Genomic DNA, 16027 nt, shown 5'->3' on the forward strand with positions numbered 1-16027 from the left:
AGCGTGAGGGAAACGCCCGGTTACATTCCGAACCCGGAAGCTAAGCCTTACAGCGCCGATGGTACTGCAGGGGGGACCCTGTGGGAGAGTAGGACGCCGCCGAACAATCTTTGGAAGGACCCTTGGTCCCAGCGTTCAGCTGGGACCAAGGGTCCTTTTTTGCTTTTCTGGAGCGCGCCGGGTAGCCGGTTGCGCGAGAATGTTTGCGGTACCGAAGACAGGAGTCACCGATGTCCACCAACTCTCCCGACGACCGACCGGAGCGCGACCAGCGGCGACGGGACAGTGGGGACCGTGGCGACCGCGGTGCCAACCGTGGTGAGCAGCGTGGCGGTTTCCGTCGCGATGACAGTCGTGGTGGTGGTCCGCGGCGTGATGATCGTGGGTCTCGTCCGGCGTTCCAGCGTGACGATCGTCGTGAGGGTGATCGTGGGCCGCGTCGGGACGATCGTGGTGACCGTCCCGCGTTCCGTCGTGACGACCGGCGTGACGAGCGTCCCCCCTTCCGCCGTGACGACCGCCGTGATGACCGGCGTGACGACAGCCGTGGTGATCGTGGTGGCTTCCGTCGCGATGACAGTCGTAGCAGTGGTCCGCGGCGTGATGATCGTGGGTCTCGTCCGGCGTTCCAGCGTGACGATCGTCGTGAGGGTGATCGTGGGCCGCGTCGGGACGATCGTGGTGACCGTCCCGCGTTCCGTCGTGACGACCGGCGTGACGAGCGTCCCCCCTTCCGCCGTGACGACCGCCGCGATGACCGACGTGACGACCGACGTGACGACAACCGTGGTGGCGGTTTCCCCCGGCGTGATGACAACCGTGGTGGTGGCTTCGTTCGGCGTGACGATCGCCGCGACGACCGTGACCGTGGCGGTGATCGTGGTGGCTTCCGTCGGGACGACCGCCGCGATGACCGGCGTGACGACCGTCGTGACGACAACCGTGGTGATCGTGGTGGCTTCCGTCGCGATGACAGTCGTGGTGGTGGTCCGCGGCGTGATGATCGTGGGTCTCGTCCGGCGTTCCAGCGTGATGATCGTCGTGAGGGTGATCGTGGGCCGCGTCGGGACGACCGTGGTGACCGTCCCGCATTCCGCCGTGACGACCGGCGCGACGAGCGTCCCCCCTTCCGTCGGGACGACCGGCGCGATGACCGACGTGACGACCGGCGGAGCGATGGCCCCGGTGGCTATGTGCGGCGGGATGACAGTCGGGGGGAGCGCGGGGGCTTCCGTGGTCGGGACGACCGGGATGCTCGTGGGCCGCGTCGGGACGACCGTGGTGACCGTCCCGGTGGTTTCCGTGGGCGTGACGGGCGCGACGACCGTCGGGACGACCGACGTGACGACCGGCGTGGTGGCGGTGGGCGGTTCCGCGATGAGCGGGACCGGGACCGGGAGCCGATCAAGCGGCTGCCGATCCCGGAGGACGTCACCGGCGAGGAGATCGACAAGGACGTACGGCAGGAGCTGCAGAGCCTGCCCAAGACGCTTGCCGATGATGTCGCCAAGAACCTGGTGATGGTCGCCCGGCTGATCGACGAGGACCCCGAGGGTGCCTACGGGTACTCGAAGGTGGCCCTGCGGCTGGCTTCGCGTGTCGCCGCCGTGCGTGAGGCGGCCGGGTTCGCCGCGTACGCCAACCAGAAGTACAGCGAGGCGCTCGCCGAGTTCCGGGCTGCGCGGCGGATGAGCGGCGGCGTGGAGCTGTGGCCCGTCATGGCCGACTGTGAGCGCGGGCTCGGGCGGCCGGAGAAGGCGCTGGACATGGCCGGCGCGCCCGAGGTGAACAAGCTCGACAAGGCCGGCCAGGTCGAGATGCGGCTCGTCGCGGCCGGCGCCCGGCGCGACATGGGGCAGCTGGACGCGGCCATCGTGACGCTGCAGAGCCCCGAGCTGGCCGCCGGTTCCGTCCAGCCGTGGACCGCGCGGCTGCGGTACGCGTACGCCGACGCGCTGCTCGCCGCAGGGCGTGAGGGCGAGGCGCGGGAGTGGTTCGCCAAGGCCGTCGAGGCGGACCGGGACGGCAGCACGGACGCTTCCGACCGGCTTGCCGAGCTGGACGGGGTGGACTTCGTCGACGCTCTGGACGACAGCGAGACCGACACCGACGGGGCCGTCGCCGAGAAGGCGGCGGACGACGTCGAGGAGACGGTCGAGGACGCGGCTGAGGAGAAGGCCGACCGCGACGAGGACTGAGCTGTGTGAGGGGCGGGATCCGGGTCACCGGGTCCCGCCCTTTCGTGCGTTCAGGCGTCGAGCGCGCGCAGGACCAGGCCAGAGGCCGGTTTCGGGCCGAACGACGTCGACTTGCGGGGCATGGTGACGCCCTGTCGGGCGAGGTCGCGGACGACGTCCTCGTGGACGGGGTGGAGCAGGACCGCGGTTCCGCCGTCGCGTTGGGCCTTGCGCACCGTCGCCGCCGTGTCGTGGATGTAGGCGATGCGGGTGGGGTCGTCCTCGGGGATGTGCCAGATGTGGTCGAGGAGGGTGGCGTGCAGGACCGTCGCGTCCAGGGTGCGCCAGGCGTCCGGGCGGTCGGTGGGGACGGTGCGGTCGAGGAGGGCCTGGTCGGGGCGGTCGACGAGGTGGAAGGCACCGTCGCCCGCCAGGAGGAAGGCGTTGCCCGCGCGGGCGGCGTCCGCCAGGGCTTCGAGGGCCCGCGGGAGGGGGAGCTCCAGGCGCTGGACGCGGAACCGGCCGTCGAGCGCGGCCAGGGCGTCCGCGACGGGCAGGCCGTGCAGAAGGCGGTGGATGGCGCGGACGCGCAGGGGGTAGCGGACGGTGTCGACCAGGAGGACCAGGCCGTGGTCCCAGGGGCTGGGGGAGGGGTGCTCCGCCTGGAGGCGGAGGTAGGTCGCCCAGCGGTGGTGGCCGTCGGCGATGAGGGCCTGGTGGTGGGCGAGGTCCTCCTGGACGCGGGCCGTGTCGGCGGGGTCGGTGATCGCCCAGAGGCGGTGGCTGTAGCCGTCCTCCGTGGTGGTGGAGAGCAGCGGGGGCCGTGCGGCCGTGCGGTCCACGATCTCCGCCGTGGCGCCGTTGCCGCGGTAGGTGAGGAGGAGGGGTTCGAGGTTCGCGTATGTGGCGCGCATCAGGGCCGCGCGGTCCGCGACGATGTGCGGCATGACGTCCTCGTGGGGGAGGACGATCCCCTCCGACGGCTCCGAGACGCGCAGGGCGCCGATGAGGCCGCGCTGGAGCATGCCGTCGGCGTGCCGCTGCTCGTAGACGTACAGGGCGGGCTCGGGGTCGGCCGTCAGGACGCCCTCGGACAGCCAGCGTTGCAGGGTGTCGGCGGCCTGTTCGGTGCGGGCGCTGGGGGTGGTCGCCTGCGGGAGGATCAGTCGGACGATGTTGTACGGGTCCGCGTCCTGGAGGTGGTGCAGGCCGTCGGGGCGTACGACGACGTCGTACGGCGGCGAGGTGACGGCGGCGAGGCTTCCGACCCGGTCGGGGTCGTAGCGCAGGCCTCGGAACGGGGTGAGTTCCAGGCCTCGGGGCGCCGTTGCTTCCGAGTGACCTGCAGTGTTCATCCCGGCATCGTACGGGGCGGACATGTGGGCGTACCTCTGTCGGTGGCATGCGGGATGATCGGGGGAAAGCGGAGCGAACGAGGAGCGATGTGCAATGAGCCGGAGCGTCAGGACGAGGCCCGAGGGCAGTGGGCAGGCCCTGAGCGAGGCGTACGACACGGCGCTGCTCGATCTGGACGGGGTGGTGTACGCGGGCGGGAACGCGATCGCTCACGCCGTCGAGTCGCTGGCCGTCGCGCGGGCCGGCGGAATGCGTCTGGCGTATGTGACCAACAACGCGCTGCGGACGCCCGACACGGTCGCCGGGCATCTCACCGAGCTGGGGATACCGACCGGGGCCGAGGACGTCATCACCTCGGCGCAGGCCGTGGCGCGGCTGATCAGTGAGCAGGTGCCGGCGGGGGCCCGGGTGCTGGTGATCGGCGGGGAGGGGCTGCGGGTCGCGCTGCGGGAGCGGGGGCTCGTGCCGGTGGAGTCGGCGGACGACGATCCGGCGGCGGTGGTCCAGGGGTTCGGCGGTCCGGATCTGCCGTGGGGGCGGTTCGCGGAGGCGTCCTACGCCGTCGCGCGCGGGGTGCCGTGGTTCGCGTCCAACACGGATCTGACGATTCCCAGCGGGCGGGGGATCGCGCCGGGCAACGGGGCTGCGGTGGAGGTCGTGCGGATCGCGACCGGGGCCGAGCCGCAGGTCGCGGGCAAGCCGCTGCCGCCGATGCACCGGGAGACGATCCTGCGGACGGGCGCCGAGCGGCCGTTGGTGGTCGGGGACCGGCTGGACACGGACATCGAGGGCGCTTTCAACGGTGAGGTCGACTCGCTGCTCGTCCTCACCGGTGTCACCGACGGCGCGCAGCTGCTCGCCGCGCCGCCACAGCACCGGCCGACGTATGTCGACAGCGATCTGCGCGGGCTGCTGACCGGGCAGCCGGAAGTCGTGGCGGAGGGCGATGAGTTCCGCTGCGGTGGGTGGACGGCGAGTGCGGGGGCGGAGGCTCTGGAGCTGGCCGGGGACGGCGAGGCGCTGGACGGGCTGCGGGCGTTGTGCGCGGCGGCCTGGACGGCGGCGGGGGACGGGGCCTGCGGGCTGGACGGGGGGAAGGCGCTGGCGCGGCTGGGGCTGTGACGAGGGTTCCTGTCGCTCTGCACGTGTCGCTCTGAACGTGTCGCTCTGAACGTGTCGCCCTGAACCTGTCGCCCTCAGCCTGTGGACCGGCTGGACCGGCGACGGTCGTGACCAGGGATCGAGGCGGAAGCGACCAAGGATCGAGGCGCAATAGGAGGGTAGGCTAACCTAACTGCGTGTTGGTCGACAGTGTTCCCGAACAGCGCGCGGAGACCGCCTCCGCGCCCCCGAACCGACGGGCGCCACGTTCCGTCGGATTGCTCGCCGCCCTGGCGATCCTGCTGGTGGTGGCGGTGGCGAGCATCGCCATCGGGGCCAAGGAGCTGTCCGTCGCGCAGGTCTGGCACGGGCTGTTCGAGGACTCCGGGACGTACGCGGACGTCGTCGTCGACGAGCGGCTGTCGCGGACCGTGCTCGGACTGCTCGTCGGTGCCGCGCTGGGCCTGTCGGGGGCCGTGCTGCAGGCGCTGACGCGCAATCCGCTGGCCGACCCCGGGCTGCTCGGCATCAACGCGGGGGCCTCGGCCGCCGTCGTCACCGCCATCACCTACTTCGGCGTCACGAGCCTGACCGGCTATGTGTGGTTCGCCTTCTTCGGGGCGGCCGCCGTCGGCGCGCTGGTCTGGTTCCTCGGCGGCAGCCGGGGGGCCACGCCGGTGCGGCTCGCGCTCGCCGGCACCGCGATCAGCGCCGGGCTCTACGGCTACCTCCAGGCCGTGATGATCATGGATGACGCGGCGCTCTCCAGGATGCGTTTCTGGACGGTGGGCTCGCTGTCGACGGCGACCGACGAGACCATCCGGCAGGTGCTGCCCTTCCTGGCGGTCGGCACGCTCCTCGCGTTCGTCCTCGCCCGGCCGCTGAACGCCGTGGCCATGGGCGACGACACGGCCAAGGCGCTCGGCGCCAACCTCAACCGGACCCGGGCGCTGTCGATGCTCGCCGCGACCGTGCTGTGCGGCGCGGCGACCGCCGCCTGCGGGCCGATCGTGTTCGTCGGGTTGATGGTCCCGCACGTCGTGCGTTCGTTCACCGGCCCCGACCTGCGCTGGATCATGCCGTACGCGGCCGTCCTGTCGCCGGTGCTGCTGCTCGGCTCCGACGTCATCGGCCGGGTCGTCGCCCGGCCCTCCGAGGTCCAGGTCGGCATCATCACCGCGATCATCGGCGGCCCGGTCTTCATCTTTCTCGTACGACGGCGGAGGACGGCCCAGCTGTGAAGATCGCACAGAAGACCGCCCGGAAGACCGCCAAGACCGCCCCGAAGTCCCCTCGTGCGGTGCGTACCCCGGGTGGGCTCTCCGTCCGGCTGGATCTGCGGGCGCTGATCGTCGTCCTGCTGCTGATCCTCGCCGCGCTCGCCGCGAGCGTCGTGCTGATCGGCACCGGCGACTTCCCGATCCCGGCCGGCGACGTCGTGAGGACACTGCTCGGCGACGGCAACGCCGGGCAGGAGTTCATCGTCAACGAACTGCGGCTGCCGCGGGTCATCGTGGGGCTGCTCGTCGGCGCGTCGCTGGGCCTCGGCGGGGCGCTGTTCCAGGCCGTGTCACGCAACCCGCTGGGCAGCCCGGACGTGCTGGGGCTCGGGCAGGGCGCGACGGCCGGCGCGCTCGTGATGATCGTGCTGTTCTCCGGGAGCGCCGCCCAGGTGACCGTCGGCGCGCTGGTGGGCGGCCTGGTCACCGGGGCCCTGATCTACCTGTTGGCGTGGAAGCGGGGGGTGCACGGGTACCGGCTGGTGCTCGTCGGCATCGGCCTCTCGGCCATCGCGACGGCCGTCAACGGCTACCTGATGACCAAGGCGGACTTCGTGGACGCGGCCCGTGCGGTCGTGTGGATGACCGGCACCCTCGACGGGCGGGACTGGAAGCAGGTCTGGCCGCTGCTAGCCCTGGCCTGCGTGCTCGTGCCGCTCGTCCTCGCCAACGCGCGCGGGCTGCGGATGATGGAGATGGGCGACGACGTCTCCCACGCGCTGGGGGTGCGGGTGGAGTGCGTACGGCTGGTGCTGATGGTCGCCGCCGTGCTGCTCACCGCGGCCGCGACCGCCGCGGCGGGCCCCGTCAGCTTCGTGGCGCTCACCGCGCCGCAGCTCGCCCGGCGGCTGACCCGGTCGCCCGGGCCGAATCTCGTGCCGTCCCTGTGCATGGGCGCCGCCCTGCTGGTCGTCGCCGACTGGGGCTCGCAGCGGCTCTTCGGCGACGGACAGCTGCCCGTGGGCGTGGTCACCGGGGTGCTCGGCGGGGTCTACCTGCTGTGGCTGCTGGTCACCGAGCGCAAGGCGGGACGGATATGAGCCGCGCCACCCCTGCAAGCAATGGGCTGAACATCCAGAGGAGCACCGTGAACCGCCTGTCCGCCGAGAACGTCACCCTCGCCTATGACCAGCGGGTCATAGCCGAACAGCTGTCGGTGGAGATACCGGACAACTCCTTCACCGTGATCGTCGGCCCGAACGCCTGCGGCAAGTCGACGCTGCTGCGGGCGCTGTCGCGGATGCTGAAGCCGAGTCAGGGCCGGGTGCTGCTCGACGGGCAGGTCATCCAGTCGATGCCCGCGAAGAAGGTGGCGCGGACGCTGGGGCTGCTGCCGCAGTCGTCCATCGCGCCCGAGGGGATCACGGTCGCCGACCTCGTCGGCCGTGGCCGGTACCCGCACCAGGGGATCCTGCGGCAGTGGTCGTCCGAGGACGAGCGGGTCGTGGGGGAGTCGATGGCGCAGACCGGGGTCGCCGAGCTCGCCGACCGGTTCGTCGACGAGCTGTCCGGCGGCCAGCGGCAGCGCGTGTGGATCGCGATGGCTCTCGCCCAGCAGACCCCGCTGCTGCTGCTCGACGAGCCGACGACGTATCTCGACATCCAGCACCAGATCGACGTCCTGGACCTGTGCGCGGAGCTGCACGAGGAGCAGGGGCGCACGCTCGTCGCCGTGCTGCACGACCTCAACCACGCGGCGCGGTACGCCACCCATCTGATCGCGCTGAAGGACGGCGAGGTCATCGCGCAGGGCGCGCCGGCGGACGTCGTCACGGCCGGGCTGGTGGAGGAGGTCTTCGGGCTGCGCTGCCAGGTCATCGACGACCCGGAGACGGGGACGCCGCTGGTGGTGCCGGCGGCGCGCAGGGCACGCGCGCGTGTGGTCGCTAAAGAAGCTTCCTGAGCTGGAACAGGTCCCTGAGGCCGGCCTCCAGCTTGACCCGCCCCGAGGCCCAGGCCTTCGCGAAGTTCAGCTCGCCGGCGACCAGCGCGACCAGGTCGTCGCCGGTCATGGTCAGCCTGATCTGGGCCTTCTCGCGGGGAGGCCCCTGGAGGGTGTCGTGGACCACGATCCGGCCGCCTGTCATCCGGCCGACGAACGTGACGTCCAGGTCGGTGATCCGGCAGCTCACCGAGCGGTCCAGGGCAGCGGCCGTGCGGACGTCGCCTTCGGCGCCCTGCATGTTGTCGGAGAGCTTCTCGAGTGCGGCACGGCACTCCTCGATCGTGGCCATCGTGATCGACGGTACCCCAGGGGTTCGCGGTAGCGTCTGGGCATGAGCGACACAGTGCCGGAGACGGGTGCGGGGATCGGGACGGAGGCCGTGGCCGAGGCGCGGGAGCCGGAGCCAGACCCGGCCGCTCCCGCCCCGGTGGCCGTCCCGCGCGTCGCCACCGGCAATGCCGAGGTGGACGCGCAGCTGGAGCGGCTGGCCGACGCGGACCACCTCGCCACGGACGGACATCTCGAGGTGTACGAGGATGTACACCGGGGGCTGCGCGACGCGCTCACCGCGCTCGACGCCCGCCCGGGACCACCGGCGCCCCCGACCTCGTACGGCACTAGGAGCTGAACCGAACGTGGCAGGAGTCGCACGTCGCCGTCTGGACGCGGAGCTGGTCCGCCGGAAGCTCGCGCGCTCGCGCGAGCATGCGGGCCAGCTGATCGCCGCCGGGCGGGTCTCCGTCGGCAGGACCGTCGCGACCAAGCCCGCCACGCAGGTGGAGACGGCGGCCGCGATCGTCGTCTCCGTCGATGACGACGACCCCGACTACGTGTCCCGTGGCGGCCACAAGCTGGCCGGCGCGCTGGAGGTCTTCGTGCCGCAGGGGCTCGTGGTGGAGGGGCGGCGGGCGCTCGACGCCGGCGCGTCCACCGGCGGTTTCACGGATGTGCTGCTGCGGGCGGGTGCGGTGCACGTGGTCGCGGTCGACGTCGGATACGGACAACTCGCATGGTCTCTGCAGAGCGATGAACGCGTCACCGTCAAGGACCGTACGAACGTACGCGAGTTGACGCTTGAAGCGATCGATGGGAAGCCTGTGGATCTTGTCGTGGGGGACTTGTCCTTCATCCCGCTGGGGCTGGTGCTGCCCGCCCTGGCCCGGTGCACCGGGCCGGACGCGGACCTGGTGATGATGGTCAAGCCGCAGTTCGAGGTGGGGAAGGAACGGCTCGGCAGCGGAGGTGTCGTACGGAGTCCGCAGCTGCGGGCGGAGGCCGTGCGGGGCGTGGCCGGGAAGGCGTGGGAGCTGGGGCTCGGCGTGAAGGGTGTCACCGCCAGCCCGCTGCCCGGGCCTTCGGGCAATGTCGAGTACTTTCTGTGGCTCCGGGCGGGGGCGCCTGCCCTCGACCCGGCCGATGTCGACCGTGCAGTTGCGGAGGGGCCGCGTTGAGTCTGAACCGAGCTCGTACTGTGTTCCTGCTCGCCCACACCGGGCGGCCCGCGGCCATTCGCAGCGCCGAGCTGGTGGTCAAGGGGCTGCTCCGCGAGGGCATCGGGGTGCGCGTACTGGAGTACGAGGCCGCTGATCTGCCGCTGCCGGACGAGGTGGAGCTGGTCTCCGAGGCCACCCCGCAGTGCCTGGAGGGGTGTGAGCTGCTCATCGTCCTGGGCGGTGACGGCACACTGCTGCGCGGCGCGGAGTTCGCGCGGGCGTCCGGGGTGCCCATGCTCGGCGTCAACCTCGGGAGCGTCGGCTTCCTCGCCGAGGCCGAGCGGGACGACCTCGACAAGGTCGTCGACCGGGTGGTGACGAAGGCGTACGAGGTCGAGGAGCGGATGACCGTCGACGTCGTCGTGCACCGCAACGGGGACATCGTGCACACGGACTGGGCGCTGAACGAGGCGGCCGTGCAGAAGGCGGGCGCCGAGAAGCTGCTGGAAGTCGTGCTGGAGATCGACGGGCGGCCGGTCACCGGCTTCGGGTGCGACGGGATCGTGCTGTCGACCCCGACCGGGTCCACCGCCTACGCGTTCTCGGCCGGCGGGCCTGTGGTGTGGCCCGAGGTGGAGGCGTTGCTGATGGTGCCGATCAGCGCGCACGCGCTGTTCGCGAAGCCGCTGGTGACCTCGCCGAACTCGGTGCTCGCCGTGGAGCTGCTGCCCCACATCCCGCCCGGTGTCCTGTGGTGCGACGGGCGGCGGACCTTCGAGCTGCCTCCGGGGGCCCGGGTCGAGGTGCGGCGGGGCAGCGTCCCGGTGCGGCTGGCCCGCCTGCACCACGCCTCCTTCACCGACCGCTTGGTGGCGAAGTTCGCGCTGCCCGTCTCGGGATGGCGCGGGGCGCGGCACTAGCAACCCCGCGCGGGTGGGGCGAGTGCACTCGGGTGGGTGATAAGTGAAGGCCCTCCGCTTTCGCCCACCTGCTGGTTCTCGCTGTGGGGGCGGGGGGCGTCGCACTCCCGCCCCCCGACCTCGTAAGGTCTTGTCCGTGTTGGAGGAGATGCGGATACGGTCGCTCGGAGTCATCGACGACGCGGTCATCGAGCTGTCGCCCGGCTTCACCGCCGTCACGGGTGAGACGGGTGCGGGCAAGACCATGGTGGTCACCAGCCTCGGACTGCTGCTCGGCGGGCGCGCGGACCCGGCGCTCGTGCGGATCGGCGCCGAGAAGGCGGTCGTGGAGGGGCGCATCAGCCTGCCCGCGGGCGCCTCGGTGGCCGTCCGGGCCGAGGAGGCCGGGGCCGAGCTCGACGACGGGGCGTTGCTCATCAGCCGTACCGTTTCCGCCGAGGGGCGGTCACGGGCGCACGTGGGCGGGCGGAGCGTGCCCATGGGCGTGCTCGCCGAGCTCGCCGACGAACTGGTGGCGGTGCACGGACAGACCGACCAGCAGGGGCTGCTGAAGCAGTCCCGGCAGCGGCAGGCGCTCGACCGGTACGCGGGCGACGCGGTGACCGTGCCGCTCGCCAAGTACACCGAGGCCTACCGGCGGCTGCGGGCCGTGGCCGTCGAGCTGGAGGAGATCGTCACACGCGCGCGTGAGCGGGCCCAGGAGGCCGACATGCTGCGCTTCGGGCTCGACGAGATCGCCGGCGTCGAACCGCGCGCCGGGGAGGACGTGGAGCTGTCGGAGGAGGCCGAGCGGCTCGGGCACGCGGAGGCGCTGTCGTCCGCCGCGACGGCCGGGCACGCCGCTCTGGCCGGCAATCCGGAGGATCCCGAGGGCATCGACGCCGCCACGCTCGTCGCGGGCGCACAGCGGGCCCTGGAGGCCGTCAGGTCGCACGATCCGGCACTGTCCGCGCTCGCCGACCGGCTCGGGGAGATCGGGATCCTGCTGGGCGATGTGGCCGGCGAGCTCGCCGGGTACGCCGACGATCTCGACGCCGATCCGCTGCGGCTGTCGGCCGTCGAGGAGCGGCGGGCCGCGCTCACCGCGCTCACCCGCAAGTACGGCCAGGACGTGAACTCCGTCCTCGCCTGGGCCGAGCAGAGCGCCGCCCGGCTGACCGAGCTGGACGGCGACGACGAGCGCATCGACGAGCTGACCGCCGAACGGGACGCGCTGCGCACCGAACTCGGCGGGCTGGCGCAGGCGCTGACGGACGCGCGCACCGAGGCGGCCGCGCGGTTCGCCGCCGCCGTGACCGCCGAGCTGGCCTCCCTGGCGATGCCGCACGCGCGCGTGTCGTTCGACATCCGGCAGACCGAGGACCCGGAGGGCGTCGAGGTGGGCGGGCGTCCGGTCGCCTACGGGCCGGCCGGCGTGGACGAGGTCGAGCTGCTGCTCGCCCCGCACCCGGGCGCGCCGCCGCGGCCCATCGCCAAGGGCGCGTCCGGCGGTGAGCTCTCGCGCGTGATGCTCGCCGTCGAGGTGGTGTTCGCGGGGACGGATCCCGTGCCGACGTACCTCTTCGACGAGGTCGACGCGGGCGTGGGCGGCAAGGCGGCCGTCGAGATCGGGCGGCGGCTCGCGAAGCTCGCGAAGAGCGCGCAGGTCGTGGTCGTCACCCACCTTCCGCAGGTCGCCGCCTTCGCCGACCGGCAGCTCCTGGTGGAGAAGACCAACGACGGGTCGGTGACCCGGTCCGGCGTGAAGGTCCTGGAGGGCGAGGATCGGATCCGGGAGCTGTCCCGGATGCTCGCGGGCCAGGAGGACTCCGAGACGGCCCGGGCACACGCGGAGGAGCTGCTGGCCACGGCTCGCGCGGACGGATAGCGCAGGCACGGCGGGGATGTCTCGGACGGGCGTTGTGAAGTCGGCGGGCGGGGGCCGTGGCGCGGGTTTCGCGCTGGCGGCCGTCGTGACCCGGGCGGCGACGGCGGCGCTGCGGGCCTCGGCCCCCGGCGGGCGGCTCCGCTGGGAGCGGGAGAACCATCTGGGGCGGACGGTCGGGTTGTATCCCGGCCCGGCCGCCGCGCTGGGCGCCGCGGTCACGGCCGGGCGGGTGGCTCCGGCCGCCGCACTCGCCGTGGCGGCCGCGGGGGCCTGCGGGGCGTACGACGACGTCGTCGGCGTCGGGGATTCCCGGCGGGGCTTCCGGGCGCATCTGGGCGCGCTGCGCCAGGGCGAGGTCACGAGCGGCGCGGTGAAGCTGTTCGGGATCTCGGCGGCCGGGCTGGCGGCGGGGGCGCTGCTGAAGGAGCGGCCCCTGGACAGGGCGCTCGCCGGGGTGGTGATCGCGGGGGCCGCGCATTTCGTCAACCTCGTGGACGTGCGCCCCGGGCGGGCGGCCGGTGCCGTACTGGTCCTGGGGCTGCCGGGGTTGCTGCGTTCGGGGGCCGCCGGGGAGCTGTCCGCCGGGGCGGTCGGGACCGCCGTCGCCGTGTTGCCTGCGGATCTCGGTGGGCGGGAGATGCTCGGCGACAGCGGGGCGCATGCGCTGGGCGCGTTGCTCGGGGCGGCGGCAGTGGCCGGCAACGGGCGCGTGGGGCTGATCGCGCATGCCGCCGCAGTCGTGGCCGCGGCGGTGTACGGGGAGAAGGTGAGCGCGGCGGCGAGGTCCGGGCTCGGGTAGTCGGGAGTCGGGCGGTCGTGAGTCGGTAGTCGAGACTCGGGCAGTTGTGAGCTGGTAGTCGGGAGTCGGGTCTTCGAGACTCGGGTATTCGAACGGAACCCTGGCTTCCTTCACCCGTGTGGGTGATGAACGGGGGTCTGTCGCCGGGTGGTCGGGCGCTGGGCGGCACGGAACACCCGTACGTGCTGGCATCCTTGGGCTAGTACGTGGAGGAACGTCAGCGGTCCACCCCTCCGCCCGGTCCCCTCTGTACGTTTCTTCGTGACCGTCCGACGCCGAACCAGGAGCCCCGGCCACGTGAGCAGCCACTCACCGCACGGCCAGTCGTCGCTGCGCACCGTGCAGGTGCTGGGCGGCGGCAACGCCGGCAGCAGCGCGCACGTGCGCTCCCTGGCCTCGGGGCTGGTCGCTCGGGGCGTACGGGTGACCGTCTGCGCCCCTGCCGAGGCCGATCACACCTACGACTTCACGGGCGCCGGAGCCGAACACGTGCACGTGCCGCGCAGCAGCGACCCGGGGTCCGTGGCGGCGCTCCGGGCGGCCTGCACGGACGCCGACCTCGTCCACGCCCATGGGCTGCACGCCTCCTTCCGGGCCGTCCTCGCGCTCAGCGGCCGACGCACCCCGCTCGTCGTCACCTGGCACAACCGTGCGCACGCCGAGGGCGCCCGCGCCCATCTGCTGCGGCTGCTCGAGCGGCGGGTCGCGCGGACGGCCGCCGTGGTCCTCGGCACCACCTCCGACCTGGTCGACCGGGCCCGCCGGACGGGCGCCCGCGACGCGCGGCTCGCCGCCGTGGCGCTGCCCGGGCCCGGTCGCGGCGAGGGGAGCGAGGAGTCCGAGCTGCCGCCCCCGAAGATGCGGGCCGAACTCGGCGCCGTCGGCCGCCCGTTGCTCATGGCGGTCGGCTCCCTGGACCGCCACCGCGGCTACGACCTGCTGCTGGACGCCTCGCGCGCGTGGCGGCAACTGGACCCCGCGCCCCTGGTCGTGATCGCGGGGGAGGGGCCGCAGCGGGCGGAGCTGCAGCGCCGTATCGAGGACGAGGAGCTGCCGGTCCGGCTCGTCGGGCGGCGGGACGACGTGAGCGAGCTGCTCACCGCCGCCGACCTCGCGCTCCTGCCCGGCGGCGGGGAGTCCCGCTCGGTCCTCGCGCAGGAGGCCCTGCACGCGCGTGTGCCGCTCGTCGCGGCGCTGGCGGGCGGCATCCGCGAACTCGTCGGCGACGCGGCCGAACTGGTGCCGCCGGACGACGCGCAGGCCTTCGCCGCCGCCGTCGAACGACTGCTCGGCGATCCCGAACGGGCCGAGCTGCTGCGGGACCTGGGCACGCGGCAGGCGGCCACCTGGCCCACCGAGGACGAGACGGTCGCCCAGGTGCTCAGCGTCTACGACGAGCTGACCCGGCCCCGTCCGATGAGCTGAGCCGGCGGGGGCCGATCACGGTACGTGCCGGCGCGCGCGCAGGGCCAGGCTCAACGCCAGGACCGTCTGCGGGTCGTCGAGGTCCGTGCCGAGCAACTCGCCGATGCGGGCGAGGCGGTTGTACAGCGTCTGGCGGTTGAGATGCAGTTCGCGGGCGGTCTCCGCCTTGCGGCCGGCATGCGCCAGATAGGTCTCCAGGGTGGGCAGCAGGGGCGGCTTGGAGCGGTGGTCGTGATCGCGGACCGGGCCGATCGCGCGGTCCACGAAGGCCGCCAGATCGGGGTGTTCGCGCAGCCGCCACAGCAGCAGGTCGATGTCCAGTCGGCGGGCGTCGTACCAGGGGCGGTCCGGCAGGCCCTGGGCGGCGGTCGCCGTCTCCGCCGCGTGTCTGAGGCCCGCCGAGGCGGCCGCCCAGCCGCCCGCGACCCCGACGACCACCAGCGGCGGCTGCGCCCCCGGCCGCTGCATCCCGGCCCGCTCCACCCCGGCCCGCAGCGCCGCCGCGACCCGGTCCGCGGCCGTCGACCGCTCCGACTCCGAGCGCAGCCCCAGCAGCACCGGCACCCGGCCCTCCACCGGCCGTACGCCCAGCAGCACCGGCATGCCCACCGACGCCAGCTCCTCCGCGACCGCCCGGGCCAGCACCGCCCAGCCGCCGCCGGCGGAGATGCCGTCCGCCAGCCGCATGACGACCGGGAGCAGCGGGCCCGCGCCGGGCCGGAAGCCCAGGACGCGTGCCTGCGCCGGGGCGTCCTGGGCGGCGATCCGGCCCTCGGCGAGGTCGGTCAGGAAGTCGCCCCGCCCGCGGGCCGCGAGCTCCTCCTCCTGGCGGGCCTGCATCAGCACCACGGCGAGGATCCCGGCCGTCCGCTCGGCGGCGATCCGGTGCACGGGTGCGAGCGGGGCGCGCACGGGCAGCAGCACGAGCCGGGCGCGTACCGAACCCGCCCCCGGCCCGCCCCCGGGCACGTTCACCAGCACCGAACCGGCGGGCGGCGGCGCGTCCTTGTGCGGGCCGCGCAGCCCCTCCCACACCTGAAGCGGATCCGCGCCCTCCGGCCCGGCCCCGGCCGCGTACAGGAGCTGGCCGTCGGCCGTCTCCAGGAACACCGGGTTGCCGCTGAAGTCGGCCAGGATGCCCAGCACCTGCGGGATCCCGCCCCCGCCGAGCAGGGCCTCGGTGCAGCGCCGGTGCACCTCCTCCGCCTGCTGCAGCAGCGCGTAGTGGCCGTTGACGATCTCGGTGTGGACCTCCTCCGTGACCGCCACGAACGGCACCTCGCGGTGCAGTTGGACGAGCGGGAGCCCGGTCGTGCGCGCCGTCTCGACCAGGGACGCGGGCAGCCGGGTGAAACGCGGGCCCAGTTCGATCACCAGGGCCGCGATGCCCCGCTCGGCCAGGGTGCGCACGAACGCCCGCTGTTCGGCCGGGCGGGTGCCGAGGCCGTAGCCCGTGGTCAGCAGCAGCTCGCCGCCCTTGAGCAGGGAGGCGATGTGCGGGACCTCGCCCGCGTGCACCCAGCGCACCGTGCGGTCCAGCCGGTCGCCGCCCGCGAGGACCTCGGGGAGCCCGCTGCGCAGTCCGGGCAGCTCCAGCGCGCGCTGCACCGTGATGCCGGCGCTCTGGCTGTCGAATCCATGGTCCGTACGGCTGTCCATGCAGCGGACGCTACCTGCGCAGACGTTCCGGCAGCATCCCCGCACCGGATCGGACGGCCGGTGCC

The 16027-nt window shown here is 73.2% G+C and carries 15 protein-coding genes and 1 rRNA gene; 13 read left to right on the forward strand and 3 right to left on the reverse strand.

Annotation, left to right across the window (positions count from 1 at the left end):
- From rrf to ACWD4O_RS45450, 3 genes are all read left to right on the forward strand, one after another.
- A 5S ribosomal RNA gene (gene rrf / locus ACWD4O_RS45440) occupies positions 1 to 105 on the forward strand; the annotation flags it as partial.
- Positions 106 to 294: 189 nt separating this feature from the next.
- Positions 295 to 1521 carry a hypothetical protein gene (locus ACWD4O_RS45445; RefSeq protein WP_451288998.1) on the forward strand — a complete coding sequence of 409 codons (1227 nt, stop codon included), beginning with the start codon at positions 295 to 297 and terminating at the stop codon, positions 1519 to 1521.
- Positions 1413 to 2198: a hypothetical protein gene (locus tag ACWD4O_RS45450; protein WP_451288995.1), complete on the forward strand. Its 786-nt coding sequence runs from the start codon at positions 1413 to 1415 to the stop codon at positions 2196 to 2198. Before ACWD4O_RS45445 ends, ACWD4O_RS45450 begins: the two co-directional genes overlap by 109 nt.
- A 50-nt stretch (positions 2199 to 2248) precedes the next feature.
- Here the strand turns inward: ACWD4O_RS45450 and ACWD4O_RS45455 are convergent, their stop codons facing one another.
- Positions 2249 to 3532, reverse strand: coding sequence for a DUF1015 domain-containing protein (locus ACWD4O_RS45455; RefSeq protein ID WP_451288966.1), 1284 nt, complete (start codon positions 3530 to 3532; stop codon positions 2249 to 2251).
- A 94-nt stretch (positions 3533 to 3626) separates the two neighbouring features.
- Between ACWD4O_RS45455 and ACWD4O_RS45460 the strand changes: the two genes are divergently transcribed.
- The 4 genes from ACWD4O_RS45460 to ACWD4O_RS45475 all read left to right on the forward strand — a co-directional run bounded on the left by ACWD4O_RS45460 (position 3627) and on the right by ACWD4O_RS45475 (position 7817).
- Complete coding sequence (locus tag ACWD4O_RS45460) at positions 3627 to 4655, forward strand: HAD hydrolase-like protein (RefSeq protein ID WP_451288967.1); 1029 nt, start codon at positions 3627 to 3629, stop codon at positions 4653 to 4655.
- A gap of 176 nt (positions 4656 to 4831) precedes the next feature.
- A complete protein-coding gene (locus ACWD4O_RS45465) occupies positions 4832 to 5875 on the forward strand; it encodes a FecCD family ABC transporter permease (protein ID WP_451288968.1) in 1044 nt (347 codons plus the stop codon).
- Positions 5872 to 6954: a FecCD family ABC transporter permease gene (locus ACWD4O_RS45470; RefSeq protein WP_451288969.1), complete on the forward strand. Its 1083-nt coding sequence runs from the start codon at positions 5872 to 5874 to the stop codon at positions 6952 to 6954. The genes ACWD4O_RS45465 and ACWD4O_RS45470 overlap by 4 nt, the downstream gene beginning before the upstream one ends.
- Positions 6951 to 7817 (forward strand): ABC transporter ATP-binding protein, encoded by an 867-nt coding sequence (locus ACWD4O_RS45475; RefSeq protein WP_451288970.1) that lies wholly within the window; start codon positions 6951 to 6953, stop codon positions 7815 to 7817. The genes ACWD4O_RS45470 and ACWD4O_RS45475 overlap by 4 nt, the downstream gene beginning before the upstream one ends.
- On the opposite strand, the gene ACWD4O_RS45480 is transcribed toward ACWD4O_RS45475, so the two are convergent.
- Positions 7801 to 8148 carry an alkyl sulfatase C-terminal domain-containing protein gene (locus ACWD4O_RS45480; protein ID WP_451288971.1) on the reverse strand — a complete coding sequence of 116 codons (348 nt, stop codon included), beginning with the start codon at positions 8146 to 8148 and terminating at the stop codon, positions 7801 to 7803. The genes ACWD4O_RS45475 and ACWD4O_RS45480 overlap by 17 nt on opposite strands.
- A 42-nt stretch (positions 8149 to 8190) precedes the next feature.
- Here ACWD4O_RS45480 and ACWD4O_RS45485 point away from each other — a divergent pair, with 42 nt between their 5' ends.
- From ACWD4O_RS45485 to ACWD4O_RS45510, 6 genes are all read left to right on the forward strand, one after another.
- On the forward strand, positions 8191 to 8487 hold the full coding sequence (locus ACWD4O_RS45485) for a hypothetical protein (protein ID WP_451288972.1): 297 nt from the start codon (positions 8191 to 8193) through the stop codon (positions 8485 to 8487).
- A 7-nt stretch (positions 8488 to 8494) separates the two neighbouring features.
- Positions 8495 to 9310 (forward strand): TlyA family RNA methyltransferase, encoded by an 816-nt coding sequence (locus tag ACWD4O_RS45490; RefSeq protein WP_358806235.1) that lies wholly within the window; start codon positions 8495 to 8497, stop codon positions 9308 to 9310.
- Positions 9307 to 10212, forward strand: a complete 906-nt coding sequence (locus tag ACWD4O_RS45495) for an NAD kinase (RefSeq protein ID WP_451288973.1) — start codon at positions 9307 to 9309, stop codon at positions 10210 to 10212. The genes ACWD4O_RS45490 and ACWD4O_RS45495 overlap by 4 nt, the downstream gene beginning before the upstream one ends.
- A gap of 148 nt (positions 10213 to 10360) precedes the next feature.
- Positions 10361 to 12079, forward strand: coding sequence for a DNA repair protein RecN (gene recN / locus ACWD4O_RS45500; RefSeq protein WP_451288996.1), 1719 nt, complete (start codon positions 10361 to 10363; stop codon positions 12077 to 12079).
- A 16-nt stretch (positions 12080 to 12095) separates the two neighbouring features.
- Positions 12096 to 12878: a hypothetical protein gene (locus tag ACWD4O_RS45505; protein WP_451288974.1), complete on the forward strand. Its 783-nt coding sequence runs from the start codon at positions 12096 to 12098 to the stop codon at positions 12876 to 12878.
- Positions 12879 to 13175: 297 nt separating this feature from the next.
- Positions 13176 to 14303 carry a glycosyltransferase family 4 protein gene (locus ACWD4O_RS45510; protein ID WP_451288975.1) on the forward strand — a complete coding sequence of 376 codons (1128 nt, stop codon included), beginning with the start codon at positions 13176 to 13178 and terminating at the stop codon, positions 14301 to 14303.
- Positions 14304 to 14318: 15 nt separating this feature from the next.
- Here the strand turns inward: ACWD4O_RS45510 and ACWD4O_RS45515 are convergent, their stop codons facing one another.
- On the reverse strand, positions 14319 to 15962 hold the full coding sequence (locus ACWD4O_RS45515; protein WP_451288976.1) for a PucR family transcriptional regulator: 1644 nt from the start codon (positions 15960 to 15962) through the stop codon (positions 14319 to 14321).
- Positions 15963 to 16027: the final 65 nt, after the last annotated feature.

The organism is Streptomyces sp. NPDC002623, from assembly GCF_053592635.1.

What these genes read in the sequence shown, in the direction of transcription:
- ACWD4O_RS45460 (WP_451288967.1), top strand. Translation starts at nt 3,627, where the DNA reads ATGAGCCGGAGCGTCAGGACGAGGCCCGAGGGCAGTGGGCAGGCCCTG.
- ACWD4O_RS45515 (WP_451288976.1), bottom strand. Translation starts at nt 15,962, where the DNA reads ATGGACAGCCGTACGGACCATGGATTCGACAGCCAGAGCGCCGGCATC.
- ACWD4O_RS45485 (WP_451288972.1), top strand. Translation starts at nt 8,191, where the DNA reads ATGAGCGACACAGTGCCGGAGACGGGTGCGGGGATCGGGACGGAGGCC.
- ACWD4O_RS45475 (WP_451288970.1), top strand. Translation starts at nt 6,951, where the DNA reads ATGAGCCGCGCCACCCCTGCAAGCAATGGGCTGAACATCCAGAGGAGC.
- ACWD4O_RS45455 (WP_451288966.1), bottom strand. Translation starts at nt 3,532, where the DNA reads ATGAACACTGCAGGTCACTCGGAAGCAACGGCGCCCCGAGGCCTGGAA.
- ACWD4O_RS45480 (WP_451288971.1), bottom strand. Translation starts at nt 8,148, where the DNA reads ATGGCCACGATCGAGGAGTGCCGTGCCGCACTCGAGAAGCTCTCCGAC.
- ACWD4O_RS45505 (WP_451288974.1), top strand. Translation starts at nt 12,096, where the DNA reads ATGTCTCGGACGGGCGTTGTGAAGTCGGCGGGCGGGGGCCGTGGCGCG.
- recN (WP_451288996.1), top strand. Translation starts at nt 10,361, where the DNA reads ATGCGGATACGGTCGCTCGGAGTCATCGACGACGCGGTCATCGAGCTG.